Origin of the sequence: Streptomyces sp. 8N114 (genome assembly GCF_052245835.1) — a bacterium.
In the GTDB taxonomy this organism is placed as follows: domain Bacteria; phylum Actinomycetota; class Actinomycetes; order Streptomycetales; family Streptomycetaceae; genus Streptomyces.
In genome coordinates, this window is the sequence record NZ_JBQQBT010000002.1 from 295,691 (window position 1) to 312,129 (window position 16,439).

Genomic DNA, 16,439 nt, shown 5'->3' on the forward strand with positions numbered 1-16,439 from the left:
ACGCTTGAAGGCTTGCCCGGCAAGCGCAGCGGCCAGCGCCCCGAAGGGGCGCGGGGAACTGCGCGCCCCGCCACAGTTCACCCGCAGCCTGCGCGAGCCTGGCAGGGGCACCCCCTCTCCAGCCCCAGGGACAGGCCGGCTCAGCCCCGCGGCCAGCGGAATCGCGGGGCCCGGCGCTCCATGAACGCCGCCACGCCTTCGGCGACCTCGCTGCTCGCCGCCGCCTCGCGCTGCCAGTGCTCGACGCGGTCGGGACCGGTGTGCCCGTCCGCGAACTCCTTGGCCGCTGCCTGGGTCAGCGCCGAGCGCGTCGTCAGCGTCCGCGCGAACTTGGCGACCCTTTTGTCGAGTTCGTCCCCGGGGTGCACCTCGTCCACCAGCCCGGTCCGCAGCGCCCGTGCGGCGTCGACCAGTTCCCCGGAGTAGAGCAGGAACTTCGCGGTGGCGGGACCGACGAGGCGCACCAGGCGCTCGGTGGAGGAGGCCGCATAGACGATGCCCAGCTTCGCCGGGGTGATTCCGAAGAGTGCGTCATGTGCCGCGAACCGCAGATCGCAGGCGGCGGCGAGCTGGCAGCCGCCACCGACGCAGTGCCCGCGCACCACGGCGAGAGTGGGCTTGGGGAAGGCGGCCAGCGCCTCCTCCGCGGCCACGGCCAGTGTCTGATGCTCCCGCGCGGCACCGCCTGGCTCACCGCCGTCCCGCGGTCCGCTCCGTGCCGCGTCGTGCAGAGCGCCGATGTCCGCGCCCGCGCAGAAGGTTCCGTCGGCCCCGGTCAGCACCAGGACGCGTACCCCGGGATCGCCCGCGACTTCGGCCAGCAGTACGGGCAGCCTGCGCCACATGGCGGGCGTCATCGCGTTCCGTTTGGCGGGATGGTCGATGGTGACGGTCGCGACGCCCTCGTCGTGCGCCGTGCGCAGGGTCGGCTCCATGAGCGTGATCGTATCCAGCGCGTACCACGATCTGTCACGGAGCTGACTGTGGCGTAAGTCTTCTGTCAAATGCCATCGATACGTGCCAAGTTGCAGTCACCCGGCCAGGTCTGCCCCGCGCGGTACCACCATGCAATGCAAGTACATCTGCAAGTACATCCAGGTGCTGAGAGGTACCGAGCAGGGAAGTGGGTGCTCAGATGGAGAGCCGCGGTGGGCAGCTGTCCGGCGTTGTCGACGAGGCTCCACCAGCCGGGGAGAGAGACGGGTCCCTGAGTGCGGTGCGCGGCCCAGCGGCGGCGGGAGCGGCGCGTGCGGTCTCCGCCGTCCTGCCGGTGCGGGACCGCGCGGAGCGGAAACGACGGACCGAGCCAAGAACGCTCGGCTGCGGGCACGAGGGCTCGCTGGGGTACGCGCATGCCAGCACGCCGGGTCCGGCACAGGAGGGAGCCTGGCGGTTCACCGCACCCGCGGCCGCCTCCTCGGTGCCCCGGCTGCGGCACGCCGTACGGGATCTGCTCGGGCGGCAGCCCGTCCGGGTGCCGGAGGACGTGCTGCAAGGGGCGCTGCTGATCCTCTCGGAGCTGGTCACCAATGCCGTACAGCACGCGGCGCTGCTCTCGCCCGAGATCGGGGTCGAGGTCTCAGTGGGCGGCGGATGGCTCCGGGTGGCCGTGGAGGACAGTCATCCCTACCGGCCCAAGGCGCTGGAGGCCGAGCCGTTCCGGGAGGACACCGGCGGCCGGGGGCTGCTGCTGGTCAAGGCGCTCACAGGTGAGGCGGGCGGCGTCTGCGACGTGGAGCAGACAAGTGCGGGTGGCAAGATCATCTGGGCCGCGCTGCCGATCGGCTGAAGCGGGGCCGGAAAAGCCTGGTGTCCGCGGCATCGGCCGGCGGTTCCAGGGGCGGTCACCAACTCCCGGCGCCGCCCGTCAGCTCGCGGATGGCGGGACGAGCCGCGTCCAGCACGGTCATGAACCAGGTGGAGAACGCGTCCGTCGCGTGCCGCTTCTCCAGCTCGTCCCAAGTCACGAACACGGTCTCGGAGATCTCCGCCGGATCCGGCCGTGGCGCGCCGCGCAGCAGGCCCACATACAGATGGTTGAACTCCTGCTCGACCAGGCCCGACGCAGGGTCCGGGTGGTTGTAGCGGACGGTGCCCGCCTCACGCAGCAGCGAGGGCGCCACTCCCAGCTCCTCGACGACCCGCCGGGTTGCGGCGGCGAACGGCGGCTCTTCCGGATAGGGATGGCCGCAGCAGGTGTTGGACCACACACCCGGCGAGTGGTACTTGCCCATGGCCCGGCGCTGGAGCAGCAATCTGCCCTCGTCGTCGAAGAGGAAGACGGAGAAGGCGCGGTGCAGCCGCCCGGGGGCCACATGGGCGGAGAGCTTCTCCGCGGTGCCGATCGTCGCCCCGTCCTCGTCGACCAGTTCGAGCATGATCGGGGCCGCTGAGCTGTTCGCCATGGTGATCCTTCTGATGGGCCTGTGGGCAGCGTGATCCAGTGTGCCGCAGGTAGCGCGGTTACTCCGCATTCTGCGGGATTCTGTCTATATCGCTCACATTTGTGCCCATTGCTGTCGATGTGCGGCTCAACTCGACGGCGTACGTGCCTCCGGGTGACGCAGCAGCCAGCCTTCCCACGCCGAGGCGACCATCTCGCGTACTCCGAAGCGCGGCTCCCAGCCCAGCTCCTTGCGGATCCGGTCCGCCGAGGCCACCACCCGCGCCGGGTCACCGGCGCGTCGCGGAACCACCCGGGGTGCGGGCTCCCGCTTGCCGGTGATCTCGGCGACCAGCCCGGCCATCTCCCGCACGGAGACGCCCCCGCCCGTTCCGACGTTGAGGGTCAGGTCGTTCCCACCGGTTTCCGTGCCCGGCTCCGCGGAACCGGTCAGCGCCTGTGCCGCCGCGACATGCGCCTCGGCCAGATCCCGCACATGGATGTAGTCCCGTACGCAGGTGCCGTCCGGCGTCGGGTAGTCGTCGCCGAAGATCCGGGGGGACTCGCCGCGGGTCAGCGCGTCGAAGAACATCGGGACGATGTTGGAGACACCGGTGTCGGCCAGCTCGGGCTCGGCGGCCCCGGCGACGTTGAAATAGCGCAGACAGGCCGTGGACAGCCCGTGGGCCCTGCCCGTCGCCCGCACCAGCCACTCGCCGGCCAGCTTGGTCTCCCCGTACGGGTTCATCGGTACCGTCGGGGTCTGCTCGGTGACCAGATCCACGTCCGGCATTCCGTAGACGGCGGCCGAGGAGGAGAAGACGAAGCGGCCCACTCCGGCGTCGACCACGGCCCCCAGCAGGGTGACCAGGCCGTGCACGTTCTCCTCGTAATAGGACAGCGGCTGCTCGACGGATTCGCCGACCTGCTTCTTGGCCGCGAGATGGATCACACCGCCTACGCCGTGCGCGGCGAGCGTACGGTCCAGCAGCGGGCGGTCCAGTACGGAGCCACGTACCAGTGGCACCTCGGCGGGCAGCCGCTCGGCCAGCCCGCTGGAGAGGTCGTCCAGCGCGACGGCGCTTTCGCCGGCGGCTGTCATGGCCCGTGCGACGTGCGCGCCGATGTAGCCCGCACCGCCTGTGATCAACCACGTCATGTCCCGAACCCTATCGGCCTCGGTTGTGGCATGAGCCCATGATCCACCATGCTGGGGCCCGCGGGCGCTTCCCGGGCAACACCGGGGCGGTGAACGCTCGGTGAAGGCTCCCTTTGGCGATCCGATACTCTCTGCCGACGTGCTGCCGACCCTTGCGGGTGACGGCGCACCCTGCCCGCTGCCTTAGTTGTCCTCTCTCGCGCGGGTATGCCAGCTTCCAAGGAGTGAGTTCGTTCTGTCGACCGCCATCCTCACCGGTCCGCCGGTTGCCGGGTCGTCGCTCGAGGCCGACCTGCGCTCGCTCGGCTTCGAGGTGCGCGTAGCCTCCCAGCCTGCCGAGGTCAGCGCCCATCTGGCCGCCATGGCGGCGAACGAACGGCTCGCCCTGATCGACCCCGGCTTCGTCGGCCACACCCACGCGCTGCGGCTCGCCCTGAAGGACCCCCGCTTCGAGGCGGGCGCCCTGCCCGGCGTGCTCGGCGTCACCCCGGAGGCGCGGCGCGCGCTGCCGCACGATCTGACGGGCGGCCCCCAGGAAGCGGCCGACGCGCTGGAGGCGGCCGGCATCGAGGTGCACCGGCCCGAGCTGGGGACCCTCGTGGCGACCGTCCCCGCCGACGAGACGGCGCGCAAGGAGGCCGAGACCGCGGTCGCCGCGGTCGACGACGAGGCGGTACGGCTGCGCTCCGCGGTCAAGTCCCGGGACGGCTTCTTCACCACCTTCTGCGTCAGCCCCTATTCGCGGTACATCGCCCGCTGGTGCGCCCGCCGCGGACTGACCCCCAACCAGGTCACCACCGCCTCGCTGATCACCGCACTGATCGCCGCCGGGTGCGCGGCGAGCGGCCAGCGGTGGGGCTTCGTGACCGCCGGAGTGCTGCTGATCGCCTCGTTCGTGCTGGACGCCACGGACGGCCAGCTCGCCCGCTACGACCTCCAGTACTCCAAGCTCGGCGCCTGGCTGGACGCCACCTTCGACCGGGCCAAGGAGTACTCCTACTACGCGGGCCTGGCGCTCGGTGCCGCCCGCGGCGGTGACGACGTATGGGCGCTCGCGCTCGGCGCCATGCTGCTGATGACCGCGCGGCACACCGTCGACTTCTCCTTCAGCGAGGCCAGCCACGACGCCGCCGCCAACACCAGCCGCACCGCCGCGCTCTCCAGCCGGCTGGACAGCGCGGGCTGGACCGTATGGGCCCGGCGGATGATAGTGCTGCCCATCGGGGAGCGCTGGGCCCTCATCGCTGTGCTGACGGCCGCCACCACGCCGCGTATCACCTTCCTCGTGCTGCTCGCAGCCGGCACCCTCGCCGCCTGCTACACCACCACGGGGCGGCTGCTGCGCTCCCTGCACCGCAGGGCCCGCACCGACCGCGCGGCCGAGGGCGTCCGCGCCCTCACCGACAGTGGCCCGCTCGCGGAGCTCGCCGCCCGGCTGCTGCGCCCGTTGCCGCTGCCCCGGCTGGGCGTGCCGGCCGTCGCGCTGCTCGGCGGCGCCGTGATCCTTGCCACCGCGTGGGCCACGCCACTCGGCAGCCCCTGGCCCGTACCGGCCGCCGCGGTCTACGCCCTCTGTGCCGGGGTCGCGCTGGCCCAGCCGGTCAAGGGCCCGCTGGACTGGCTGCTGCCGCCCTTTTTCCGTATCGCGGAATACGGCACGATTCTGGTGCTGGCCGCTCGTACTCAGACCGACGGCACGCTGCCCGCGGCATTCGGGCTGGTAGCGGCTCTCGCCTACCATCACTACGACACGGTGTACCGCATCCGCGGGGGCACCGGTGCGCCTCCGCACTGGCTGGTGCGGGCGATCGGGGGGCATGAAGGACGGACCCTGGTGGTCACCGTCGCCGCAGCCCTCTGGCTGGGCGACGGCGGTCACACGCAAGGCTTCATCTTCGCGCTGACCACGCTTGCCGTGGTCATCGCGGCAGTGGTGCTCGTCGAGAGCATCCGTTTCTGGGTGTCGTCGCAAGCACCCGCAGTACACGACGAAACAGGAGAACCCGCATGATCGGCCTCGTGCTGGCGGCCGGCGCCGGAAGGCGTCTGCGCCCCTACACCGACACCCTGCCCAAGGCCCTGGTGCCCGTGGACGGTGAAACCACCGTCCTCGACATCGCCCTGGCCAACTTCGCACAGGTCGGTCTCACCGATGTCGCGGTCGTCGTGGGCTACCGCAAGGAGGCCGTCTACGAGCGGCAGGCCGAGCTGGAGGCCCGGCACGGCGTCAAGCTCACCCTGATCGACAACGACAAGGCCGAGGAGTGGAACAACGCCTACTCCCTCTACTGCGCCCGTGAGGTCTTCAAGGAGGGCGTGCTGCTCGCCAACGGCGACACCGTGCACCCCGTCTCCGTCGAGAAGACGCTGCTGGACGCGCGCGGCAACGGCCAGAAGATCATCCTCGCCCTCGACACCGTCAAGAACCTCGCCGACGAGGAGATGAAGGTCGTCGTCGACCCGGACAAGGGCGTCCAGCGCATCACCAAGCTGATGGACCCCGCGGAGGCCACCGGCGAGTACATCGGCCTCACCCTGATCGAGCCGGAGGCCGGCGCCGAGCTGGCCGACGCGCTGAAGGCCACCTTCGAGAAGGACCCGCAGCTCTACTACGAGGACGGCTACCAGGAGCTGGTCAACCGCGGCTTCAAGGTCGACGTCGCCCCCATCGGCGACGTCAAGTGGGTCGAGATCGACAACCACGACGACCTCGCCAAGGGCCGGGAGATCGCATGCCAGTACTGACCCGCCTCATTCCGTCGCCGGTCGTCGTGGACATCAGCCGCGGCGCACTGGACGACCTGGCGGGCCTGTTGGCCGATCAGCGGATCTCCACCAACGGCAAGCTCGCCTTCGCCATCAGCGGCGGCTCCGGTGCCGCGCTGCGCGAGCGGTTCGCGCCGCTGCTGCCCAACGCCTCCTGGTACGAGGTCGGCGGCGGCACCATCGACGATGCGATCAAGCTCGGCGACGCCATGAAGTCCGGCCGCTACGACGCGGTTGTCGGGCTCGGCGGTGGCAAGATCATCGACTGTGCGAAGTACGCAGCGGCGCGGATCGGGCTGCCGTTGGTCGCGGTCGCGACCAACCTCTCGCACGACGGCCTGTGTTCGCCGGTCGCCACCCTCGACAACGACGCGGGCCGCGGCTCCTACGGGGTGCCCAACCCGATCGCCGTCGTCATCGACCTCGACGTCATCCGCGAGGCCCCCGAGCGCTACATCCGCTCCGGCATCGGTGACGTGATCTCCAACATCTCCGCCGTCAAGGACTGGGAGCTGGGGCACGAGGTGCGCGGCGAGGACATCGACGGGCTGGCCGCCGCCATGGCGCGGCAGGCCGGCGAGGCGATCCTGCACCACCCGGGCGACGTCAGCGACGACGGTTTCCTCCAGGTGCTCGCCGAGGGCCTGGTGCTCACCGGCATCTCGATGTCGGTCGCCGGGGACAGCCGCCCCGCGTCCGGCGCCTGCCACGAGATCAACCACGCCTTCGACCTGCTCTTCCCCAAGCGCGCCGCTCCGCACGGCGAGCAGTGCGGCCTCGGCGCCGCCTTCGCCACCTATCTGCGCGGGGACAAGGACACGGCCAAGTTGATGGTGGAGGTGCTGCGTCGGCACAAGCTGCCGGTGCTGCCCGCCGATATCGGCTTCGACCGGGACGAGTTCGTCGAGGCCGTCGCGTACGCGCCGCAGACCCGCCCCGGGCGGTACACGATCCTGGAACACCTCGACCTGTCCACCGACCAGATCAGGGACGCGTACGCGGACTATGCACAAACCATCGGTAGCTGAACTGCGGCCGGTCGTTCACCCCGCCGGGGTGAAGGACCGGCGGAGCGGTGAGCACTGGGCGGGCCGGCTCTACATGCGCGAGCTCTCGCTGCGTGTCGACCGGCACCTGGTGAACACCCGGGTCACCCCCAACCAGCTGACGTACGTGATGACGGTCGCCGGCGTGCTGGCCGCGCCGGCGCTGCTGGTGCCCGGTGTCGGCGGCGCCGTCCTGGGTGTGGTGATGGTCCAGCTCTATCTGCTGCTCGACTGTGTCGACGGTGAGGTGGCCCGCTGGAAGAAGCAGTTCTCGCTGGGCGGGGTCTATCTGGACCGGGTCGGTGCCTACCTGTGCGACGCCGCCGTGCTGGTCGGCCTCGGTCTGCGGGCCGCCGACCTGTGGGGCGGCGGCCGGGTGGACTGGCTGTGGGCCTTCCTCGGCACGCTGGCCGCGCTCGGCGCCATCCTGATCAAGGCGGAGTCCGACCTGGTGGGCGTCGCCCGTCACCAGGGCGGACTGCCGCCGGTCAAGGAGTCGGCCGCCGAGCCGCGCTCCTCGGGGCTGGCCCTGGCGCGCAAGGCCGCCGCGGCGCTGAAGTTCCACCGGCTGGTGCTGGGCATCGAGGCGTCCCTGCTGATCCTGGCGCTCGCGATCGTGGACCAGATCCGGGGCGACCTGTACTTCACCCGGCTCGGCGTCGTCGTCCTCGCGGCCATCGCGGTGCTCCAGACGCTGCTGCACCTGGTGTCCATCCTCGCGTCGAGCAGGCTGAAGTGACGGGTGACATGACGGAGGGCAGGAAAGCTATGCGACTGGGTGCCGTCGTGCTCACCATGGGCAACCGCCCCGAGGAGCTGCGCGCACTGCTGGACTCGGTCGCCAAGCAGGACGGCGAGGCGATCGAGGTCGTGGTGGTGGGTAACGGCGCGCCGTTGCCCGAGCTGCCGGAGGGTGTACGGAAGGTCGAGCTTCCGGAAAATCTCGGCATCCCCGGTGGCCGGAACGTCGGCATCGAGGCGTTCGGCCCCTCGGGCGCCGAGGTGGACGCACTGCTCTTCCTGGACGACGACGGGCTGCTGCCCTCGTCCGACACGGCCGAGCTGGTGCGCGAGGCGTTCGAGGCCGACCCCCGGCTCGGGATCATCAGCTTCCGGATCGCCGACCCCGAAACGGGCGTCACCCAGCGCCGCCACGTACCCCGGCTGCGCGCCTCCGACCCGATGCGCTCCTCGAAGGTCACCACCTTTCTCGGCGGCGCGAACGCCGTGCGTACCAAGGTGCTGGCCGAAGTCGGCGGCCTGCCCGACGAGTTCTTCTACGCACACGAGGAGACCGACCTGGCCTGGCGCGCCCTCGACGCCGGCTGGGGCATCGAGTACCGCGCCGATATGGTGCTGCACCACCCGACCACGGCTCCCAGCAGGCACGCCGTCTACCACCGGATGGTGGCCCGCAACCGCGTCTGGCTCGCCCGCCGCAACCTTCCCGCGCTGCTCGTCCCGGTGTATCTGGGCGTATGGCTGCTGCTCACCCTCGCCCGACGGCCCTCCATGCCGGCGCTGCGAGCCTGGCTGGGCGGTTTCAAGGAAGGCTGGACCACGTCGGCCGGAGCGCGGAGGCCGATGCGGTGGCGTACGGTATGGCGTCTGACGCGGCTGGGTCGCCCGCCCGTGATCTGACAAGCTCGTGTCTGAGAGCATCAGCCCCGGATTCACTTGCGCAGTGTGAGGACGAAAGTTTCCAACGTGAGCGAGACAACCCACGACAGCGCCGACAGCTCGGTCGGCGTGCTGCCTCCGCCGTCACCGGACGACCGTCTGACTCCGTCCGAACTCGCGGCCAAATACGGCCTGTCGGTGAGCGGAGCGCGCCCCTCGCTGCCCGACTACGTGCGCCAGCTGTGGGCGCGGCGGCACTTCATTCTCGCCTTCTCCCGGGCGAAGCTGACGGCGCAGTACAGCCAGGCGAAGCTGGGGCAGCTGTGGCAGGTCGCCACGCCGCTGCTGAACGCGGCCGTCTACTACTTCATCTTCGGCATGCTGCTGGGCGGCCGGGACGGCACGCCGGGCGGCAAGGAGAACTACATCCCGTTCCTGGTCACCGGGGTGTTCGTCTTCACCTTCACCCAGACCTCGGTGCTCACCGGTGTGCGGGCGATCTCCTCGAACCTCGGACTGGTACGGGCGCTGCACTTCCCACGCGCCGCGCTGCCGATCTCCGTCGCGCTGCAGCAGCTCCAGCAGCTGCTCTACTCGATGATCGTGCTGGTCGTCATCCTGCTCGGGTTCGGTGAGCTGCCGCAGTTCGCCTGGCTGCTGATCCTCCCGACGCTGGCCTTCCAGTTCGTCTTCAACACCGGCCTGGCGCTGATCCTGGCCCGGCTCGGCAGCAAGACACCCGATCTGGCGCAGTTGATGCCGTTCGTCACCCGGACGTGGATGTACGCGTCCGGTGTGATGTTCCCGCTCAAGCACATGCTGGAGAACAACGCGAAGGCGCCCGGCTGGGTGGCGGACCTGTTGCAGGCCAACCCCGCCGCCGTCTACATGGACCTGATGCGGTTCTCCTTCATCCATGAGTACCCCAGCGACCAGCTCCCGCCGCACGTCTGGGCGCTCGCCCTGGGCTGGGCCGTGGTCGTGGGCGTCGGCGGATTTGTTTTCTTCTGGAAGGCGGAGGAGCGTTATGGCCGTGGCTGAGCAGACCGAGCAGAGCGGACCTTCCGCCGAGACCGGCAAGAAGACCGAGGCACAGGCGGAGCAGACTGCTGCCCCGTGGGTGCCCACCGTCGTCGCCGAGGACCTGCACATCGTCTACCGCGTCTACGGCGGCTCCAAGGGCAGGGGCAGCGCCACCGCAGCGCTCAATCGCATCATCCGCCGTAAGCCGGGCGGAGGCATGCGCGAGGTGCACGCGGTGCGCGGCGTCAGCTTCACCGCGTACCGGGGCCAGGCCATCGGCCTCATCGGCTCCAACGGCTCCGGTAAGTCCACGCTGCTCAAGGCCATCGCCGGCCTGCTGCCTGCCGAGAGCGGCAAGGTGTACACCGACGGTCAGCCCTCGCTGCTGGGCGTCAACGCGGCCATGATGAACGACCTGACCGGCGAGCGGAACGTCGTACTCGGCGGCCTGGCGATGGGCATGTCCCGCGAGGAGGTCGGGGAGCGCTACCAGGGCATCGTCGACTTCTCGGGCATCAACGAGAAGGGCGACTTCATCACCCTTCCGATGCGCACCTACTCGTCCGGCATGGCGGCCCGGCTGCGGTTCTCCATCGCCGCCGCCAAGAACCACGACGTCCTCATGATCGACGAGGCCCTGGCGACCGGCGACAAGCGCTTCCAGAAGCGCTCCGAGGCCCGCATCCGCGAGCTGCGCAAGGAAGCCGGCACGGTGTTCCTCGTCAGCCACAACAACAAGTCCATCCGCGACACCTGCGAGCGGGTGCTGTGGCTGGAAAAGGGCCAGCTGCTGCTGGACGGGCCTACGGATGAGGTCCTGAAGGAGTACGAAAAGTTCACCAGCAAGTAGCGGGGGCCTCCCCCGTTGCCCACAAGCGGCAGAACGCCGAAGCGGCCCGCTTCACCAGCACCAGCCGGTGAAGCGGGCCGCTTCCGCATGTGGGCCGGGATCACACCCCGGTGCGGGCCGGCTCCCTCTCGCCGGGCTCCCCCTCCCGCGGCTCCCCCTCGCGGAGCTCGGTGGCATCGGCGTCGGCCCCCTCGCTCAGGCCCGCCTTCGCGTGCAGCCTACGCAACGGAGCCGGCGCGTACCAGGCCGTACGTCCCAGCACCCGCATCGCGGCGGGAACCAGCACCCCGCGTACCGCCACCGCGTCGATGAGGATGGCCAGGCCGCTGCCCAGGCCGAACATCTGGATGAAGGAGACCTTGCTGGTGGTGAAGGCGAAGAAGCTGACCGCCAGCAGCCCGGCGGCCATGGTCACGATCCGCCCGGTGCGGGAGAGCCCGCCGGTCACCGCTTCGTGGTTGCCGGCCCCGGCGTCGTGCAGCTCCTTGATACGGCTGGTCACGAAGACCTCGTAGTCCATGGACAGACCGAAGACGATGCAGAACATCAGCACCGTCATCGAGGTGTCCATCGGCATCGCGGTGAAGCCCAGCAGCGAGGAGAGGTGGCCGTCCTGGAAGACCCACACCATGGCGCCGATCGCGGCGGTCAGGCTGACCGCGTTGAGTACCAGGGCGCGCAGCGGCTGCACGATGCTGCCGGTGAAGAGGAACAGCAGGACGAACGTCGAGCCGACGACCCAGGCCACGGCGGCGGGCAGCTTGTCGGCGATGGCCTTCTTGGCGTCGATCAGCTGGGCGTCCGTGCCGCCGACCAGCGTCTTGGTACCGCCGGGCCCGCGCAGGTCGCGGATCTCCCGCACCAGGTCCTGCGCCTTGCCGGAGGCGGGGGTCAGGCTGCTGGTGACCGACAGCCGGTGGGTGCCCTGCTGCTCGAACGCGGCGCTCGCCGCGCCGGGCCCGCGCACCGAGTGCCCCTGTGCGTAGGTTCCGGTCGCCGCCTGGACGCGGGTGACGCCCTCCAGCTTCGAGAGCTGCGTGGCGTACCGGCCCACGGCCTGGTCGGCGGCCCGCCCGTCGGTGACGACGGAGATGCCCGCCGCATCGTTGCCCGCGAAGTCGTGCTGGAGGGCTGTGGAGACCTGGCGGCTCTCGGCACTCTCGGGCAGCACCCGCTCGTCCGGGGTGCCGAAGTTGGCGCCCAGCAGCGGGCTCGCGGCCAGCAGCAGTACGGCCAGCACCGGCAGCGCGGTCAGCGCAGGCCGCCGCATCACGGTACGGGCCAGCGTGCCCCACAGCGGGGCCTCCGGCTTGCGGACCGCGTCGGCCCACGGCAGCCGTCCCTTGTTGACCCGGGGCCCGAGCACGGCCAGCAGCGCCGGGACGACCAGCAGCGCGGAGAGCGCGGCGATGGCGACCACGCCGATACCCGCGTAGGCGAAGGAGCGCAGGAAGTACGGCGGGAAGAGCAGCAGCGCGGCGAGCGCCGCGACCACGGTCGAGGCGGAGAACAGGACGGTCCGGCCGGCCGTGCGTACGGTCGTACGGAGCGCCTGGGCCGTCTCGTCACCGGCGCCGAGCCGCTCGCGGAAGCGGCTGACCAGCAGCAGTCCGTAGTCGATGCCGAGTCCGAGGCCCAGCGCCGTGGTGAGGTTGATCGCGAAGACGGAGACGTCCGTGATGCTGCCGAGGACGTACAGCTCGGCGAAAGTGCCGAGGATCGCGATGAGCCCGATGGCCAGTGGCAGCAGTGCCGCCACGACGCTGCCGAAGGCGATGATGAGCAGCACCAGCGTCACGGGTACGGCAATTGCCTCGGCCACCCCGAGGTCCTTCGAGACCTGCGCATTGACCTGCTCGTTCAGCGCCGCTCCGCCGCCCGCGCGCACCGAGACCGCGCCCCGCTCGCCGGTCCACTTCTCGGTCACCTCGGTGACGCGCTCGGTGTCCTCCTGGTCCATGTGGGCGAGCACCAGCGCCTGGGCACCGTCGCGCGAGGTGAGGGCCGAGCCGCCGGGCGCCCAGTAGGAGGTCACCTGGGAGACGCCGGGCTCCTCGCGCAGTCCGCGGGTCAGCTTCTGTCCGGCCTGCTCGACGGCGGGGGAGTCGAGGTTGCCGTCCTTGGCGCGGACCAGGAGGACGAGGTTGTCCTCGCCGTGGAACTTGTCGTCGATCACGGCGGCGGCGCGCGAGGAGGGCGAGTCCGGGTCGTCGAACCCGCCGCCCTGGAGCTTGCCGAAGGCGCCGAAGCCGACGGCGGCCAGACCCACCACCGCCAGCAGGGAGAGCAGGAGCACGGTTCGTGCCCTGCGATACGTCAGATCGGCCATGCGTTGGAGCACGTCAATTCCCCCGGGGAGGCGCGAAGGATGGAAAACGGATGTGGAACCAGAAAGTGGACACCGAGGATGTTCACGGCGTCAACATGAATAATGCCAGGGATGTTAGTGCTGTCAACATCGGGCAGGATAGGAGCATGCACGCGAACACCGAAGCGACGGGCGGGGCCGCGGACGAACCCTCCGTGCCGGCCGGCAAGGCGGCAGGCCGGCGCGGCAAAGGCCGCTACCACCACGGGGACCTGCGCAACGCACTGATCCAGGCCGCCATCGAACTGGCCGGTGAGGGCGGCCCGGACGCCGTCGTGCTGCGCGCCGCCGCGCGGAAGGTCGGCGTCTCGGCCACCGCGGCCTACCGGCACTTCGACAGCCACAGCGACCTGCTGGGCGCCGTCAAGGAGTACGGCCAGCAGCGCCTCGTCGAGTGCATGGAGGCCGGTGGCCGCGAGGTGCACGGTGAGGGCCCGGAGGCGACCAAGCAGCGGATGAAGGGGCTGGGCCGTGGCTACATCCGGTTCGCCAGGGAGGAGCCCGGCCTCTACCGCACGGCCTTCTGCCGCAAGGCCCTCGGCGCCCTCGGCATCACCACGGAGGGCGCGATCGTGGAAGTCGGTGAGGTGCCGGGCTGGGAGGCGCGCTCGTTCGAAATGCTCACCGAAACCCTGGACGAGGCCGTCGCCGCGGGCCTGATCAGCCCCGAGCGCAGGCCCGGAGCCGAGCTGAGCGCCTGGGCCATGGTGCACGGCACGGCGATGCTCTTCCTCGACGGGCCGCTGGACGTCCTCTCCGAGGAGGAAGCCGGCTACGTCATCGAACGCACCCTGCACGACATCCTCGCCGGCCTGCTGGCCCCGTGACCGGCCGTGCCCGGCATGGGGGCTGCGCCCCGTAAGGGGCGCGGGGAACTGCTCCCCTGGGGGCACCTCCCGGCCGGGCTGGGGGACTCCGGCCGGGAGGTGCCCCCACCAGCCACAAAGCACCCGCAGCCTGCGGGCGTCAGGTAGGGGGACCCCCTGCCCAGAACAGGGGAAGGCGGAGTCCGAGCGCGGCGTCGTCACCCCTCGCACATCGGGTTGATGTACGGCGTAAGCTGTTTCGGTGCTGATTCGCGGTAAGTCGGGCGAACAGGGCCCGGTCGGACTGCGCCGCCGGCCGCTTTCGCAGGCCAGCGCGTGCGGCGTGTCCGAAATAGGATCTTCTGGTGCAGCGGTGTAGAAACGGAGATGTGACGGCAATGGCCATGGGCAGCACGTGGTGACCGCGGAGGAGGACGCGCACGCGAGCGCGGTGCTCTCCAAGGCCAAGACGGAGAACTTCCCGGTGGCGCCCCGCTTCCTTCCCCGCGCGTGGCGGGACGATCTGATGGCCGTCTACGGATTCGCCCGCCTGGTCGACGACATCGGCGACGGTGATCTGGGAGCCTCCGGCCCGGCGCATGCCTCCTCCCTCGGCCTGGCATCTGAGCAGGCCGACGATCCGCTCGCCATGCTGGACGCGTTCGAGGCCGATGTCCACCGGGTGTTCGAAGACATCTCGTGGGGCGGCCCCATGCCGAGCGGCCCGTCCACCGACCGGCCCGGGCCCGGTCACCCGCTGCTGCGTGCCCTGGTCCCCACCGTCCGTCGCCGGGGGCTGACCCCGGAGCCGTTTCTCGCCCTGATCGAGGCCAACCGGCAGGACCAGAAGGTCCGTCGCTACGCCACCTATGCCGAACTGCTGGCCTACTGCGAGCTGTCGGCCAACCCTGTCGGCCGTCTCGTCCTGGCCATCACCGGCACCATGACTCCGGAGCGGGTGCGCCGCTCGGACGCGGTCTGCACCGGGCTCCAGATCATCGAACACCTCCAGGACGTCGCCGAGGACCTGGGCCGCGACCGGATCTACCTGCCGGCCGAGGACATGGCGCGGTTCCGCGTCAACGAGGCCGATCTCGCGGCGCCGACCGCGAACGCCTCGGTGCGTGCCCTGATCGCCTACGAGACGGAGCGCGCGCTGGGGCTGCTGGACGAGGGCACGCCGCTGGCGCGCAGCGTCCACGGCAGGCTCCGGCTGCTGCTCGCCGGATTCACGGGCGGCGGACGCGCTGCCGCCTCAGCCCTGCGAGCCGCACGGTACGACGTACTGGCAGGAGCTCCCCGGGCCGGCACCGCGAGCGTGCTGCGCGAGTCCTGGGCGAGCCTGCGAGGAGAGGGGTGACCGGGACGGTGGGGAAGACGGAGAAGGCCGCCAGAGCGGACCGGGCCCAGGCCGGGTCCTCGCTGCAGCTCCCCGCGCAGGTGTCCGCCGCCTACCGCTACTGCGAGGCCGTCACCGGAGCGCAGGCCCGCAACTTCGCCTACGGCATCCGGCTGCTGCCCGCACCCAAGCGGCAGGCCATGTCCGCGCTGTACGCGTTCTCCCGGCGGGTGGACGACATCGGCGACGGTGAACTGCCCGGGGAGGCCAAACAGCAGCGGCTGGAGGAGACCCGGGCGCTGCTCGCCCGGATCAAGAGCCGCACGATCTCCTGGGACGACACCGACCCGGTCGCGGTCGCGCTCAGGCACGCCGCAGGGCGGTTCCGGATCCCGCTCGACGCGCTGGACGAACTCATCGACGGCGTGCTGATGGACGTCCGCGGCACCACCTACGAGACCTGGGACGACCTGAGGGTGTACTGCCGCTGTGTGGCCGGCGCCATCGGCCGGCTCTCGCTGGGGGTCTTCGGCACCGTACCCGGCGCACGCGAGACGTCCCGCGCCTCCGAGTACGCCGACACCTTGGGGCTCGCCCTCCAACTGACCAATATTCTCCGGGACGTACGGGAAGACGCGGAGGGCGGAAGAACGTATTTGCCCTCGGAGGATCTCGAGAAATTTGGCTGCGCCGCGGTTTTCACCACCGATACGGTGCCGCCCGGTGCCGACTTCACCGGACTGGTCCACTTCGAGGTGCGCCGCGCACGCGCGCTGTTCGCCGAGGGATACCGACTGCTGCCGATGCTCGACCGGCGCTCGGGCGCCTGCGTCGCGGCCATGGCGGGGATCTACCACCGGCTGCTGGACCGCATCGCGGCGGACCCCGCCGCTGTGCTGCGCGGCCGGGTCTCGCTGCCGGGACACGAGAAGGCGTACGTGGCGGTGCGCGGCCTGTCCGGCTTCGACGCGCGGCTGGTCTCCCGCCAGGCGTCGCGGCGGAGCGCCTGATGGCCCTGATGCCGCTGCCGCGCCGGGCAACCCACCGCCGTGGCGGGGGCGTCCCAGCGGGCACGGACC

At 70.7% G+C, this 16,439-nt stretch carries 15 protein-coding genes; 11 read left to right on the forward strand and 4 right to left on the reverse strand.

What is annotated here, in order from left to right; genetic code table 11:
- Window positions 1–140: 140 nt before the first annotated feature.
- Window positions 141–935, reverse strand: coding sequence for an enoyl-CoA hydratase/isomerase family protein (locus ACTWQF_RS06845; RefSeq protein WP_443278066.1), 795 nt, complete (start codon window positions 933–935; stop codon window positions 141–143).
- A gap of 404 nt (window positions 936–1,339) precedes the next feature.
- On the opposite strand from ACTWQF_RS06845, the gene ACTWQF_RS06850 reads away from it, so the two are divergent.
- The gene (locus ACTWQF_RS06850) at window positions 1,340–1,789 is read left to right on the forward strand and encodes an ATP-binding protein (RefSeq protein WP_443278479.1); all 450 of its coding nucleotides are present in this window, start codon (window positions 1,340–1,342) and stop codon (window positions 1,787–1,789) included.
- A 55-nt stretch (window positions 1,790–1,844) separates the two neighbouring features.
- Here the strand turns inward: ACTWQF_RS06850 and idi are convergent, their stop codons facing one another.
- A complete protein-coding gene (gene idi, locus ACTWQF_RS06855; RefSeq protein ID WP_443278068.1) occupies window positions 1,845–2,405 on the reverse strand; it encodes an isopentenyl-diphosphate Delta-isomerase in 561 nt (186 codons plus the stop codon).
- A 126-nt stretch (window positions 2,406–2,531) separates the two neighbouring features.
- The gene (galE, locus tag ACTWQF_RS06860) at window positions 2,532–3,542 is read right to left on the reverse strand and encodes a UDP-glucose 4-epimerase GalE (RefSeq protein WP_443278070.1); all 1,011 of its coding nucleotides are present in this window, start codon (window positions 3,540–3,542) and stop codon (window positions 2,532–2,534) included.
- Window positions 3,543–3,777: 235 nt separating this feature from the next.
- On the opposite strand from galE, the gene ACTWQF_RS06865 reads away from it, so the two are divergent.
- The 7 genes from ACTWQF_RS06865 (at window position 3,778) to ACTWQF_RS06895 (ending at window position 10,847) form a co-directional block, all read left to right on the forward strand.
- Entirely contained in the window at window positions 3,778–5,553 is a 1,776-nt protein-coding gene (locus tag ACTWQF_RS06865; RefSeq protein WP_443278480.1) for a DUF5941 domain-containing protein, read from the forward strand.
- The gene (locus ACTWQF_RS06870; protein ID WP_443278072.1) at window positions 5,550–6,287 is read left to right on the forward strand and encodes a phosphocholine cytidylyltransferase family protein; all 738 of its coding nucleotides are present in this window, start codon (window positions 5,550–5,552) and stop codon (window positions 6,285–6,287) included. The genes ACTWQF_RS06865 and ACTWQF_RS06870 overlap by 4 nt, the downstream gene beginning before the upstream one ends.
- Window positions 6,275–7,336, forward strand: a complete 1,062-nt coding sequence (locus tag ACTWQF_RS06875) for an iron-containing alcohol dehydrogenase family protein (RefSeq protein ID WP_443278074.1) — start codon at window positions 6,275–6,277, stop codon at window positions 7,334–7,336. The genes ACTWQF_RS06870 and ACTWQF_RS06875 overlap by 13 nt, the downstream gene beginning before the upstream one ends.
- Window positions 7,314–8,093: a CDP-alcohol phosphatidyltransferase family protein gene (locus tag ACTWQF_RS06880; protein ID WP_443278076.1), complete on the forward strand. Its 780-nt coding sequence runs from the start codon at window positions 7,314–7,316 to the stop codon at window positions 8,091–8,093. The genes ACTWQF_RS06875 and ACTWQF_RS06880 overlap by 23 nt, the downstream gene beginning before the upstream one ends.
- 29 nt (window positions 8,094–8,122) lie before the next feature.
- The gene (locus ACTWQF_RS06885) at window positions 8,123–8,995 is read left to right on the forward strand and encodes a glycosyltransferase family 2 protein (protein WP_443278078.1); all 873 of its coding nucleotides are present in this window, start codon (window positions 8,123–8,125) and stop codon (window positions 8,993–8,995) included.
- Between the two features lie 66 nt (window positions 8,996–9,061).
- A complete protein-coding gene (locus ACTWQF_RS06890) occupies window positions 9,062–10,015 on the forward strand; it encodes an ABC transporter permease (RefSeq protein WP_443278080.1) in 954 nt (317 codons plus the stop codon).
- On the forward strand, window positions 10,002–10,847 hold the full coding sequence (locus ACTWQF_RS06895; protein WP_443278082.1) for an ABC transporter ATP-binding protein: 846 nt from the start codon (window positions 10,002–10,004) through the stop codon (window positions 10,845–10,847). The genes ACTWQF_RS06890 and ACTWQF_RS06895 overlap by 14 nt, the downstream gene beginning before the upstream one ends.
- Before the next feature lie 100 nt (window positions 10,848–10,947).
- On the opposite strand, the gene ACTWQF_RS06900 is transcribed toward ACTWQF_RS06895, so the two are convergent.
- Window positions 10,948–13,188, reverse strand: coding sequence for an MMPL family transporter (locus tag ACTWQF_RS06900; RefSeq protein ID WP_443278084.1), 2,241 nt, complete (start codon window positions 13,186–13,188; stop codon window positions 10,948–10,950).
- A 134-nt stretch (window positions 13,189–13,322) separates the two neighbouring features.
- On the opposite strand from ACTWQF_RS06900, the gene ACTWQF_RS06905 reads away from it, so the two are divergent.
- The 3 genes from ACTWQF_RS06905 to hpnD all read left to right on the forward strand — a co-directional run bounded on the left by ACTWQF_RS06905 (window position 13,323) and on the right by hpnD (window position 16,370).
- A complete protein-coding gene (locus tag ACTWQF_RS06905) occupies window positions 13,323–14,042 on the forward strand; it encodes a TetR/AcrR family transcriptional regulator (RefSeq protein ID WP_443278086.1) in 720 nt (239 codons plus the stop codon).
- Between the two features lie 394 nt (window positions 14,043–14,436).
- The gene (hpnC, locus tag ACTWQF_RS06910; protein WP_443278088.1) at window positions 14,437–15,381 is read left to right on the forward strand and encodes a squalene synthase HpnC; all 945 of its coding nucleotides are present in this window, start codon (window positions 14,437–14,439) and stop codon (window positions 15,379–15,381) included.
- A 62-nt stretch (window positions 15,382–15,443) separates the two neighbouring features.
- Entirely contained in the window at window positions 15,444–16,370 is a 927-nt protein-coding gene (gene hpnD / locus ACTWQF_RS06915; protein ID WP_443278481.1) for a presqualene diphosphate synthase HpnD, read from the forward strand.
- Window positions 16,371–16,439 lie beyond the last annotated feature (69 nt).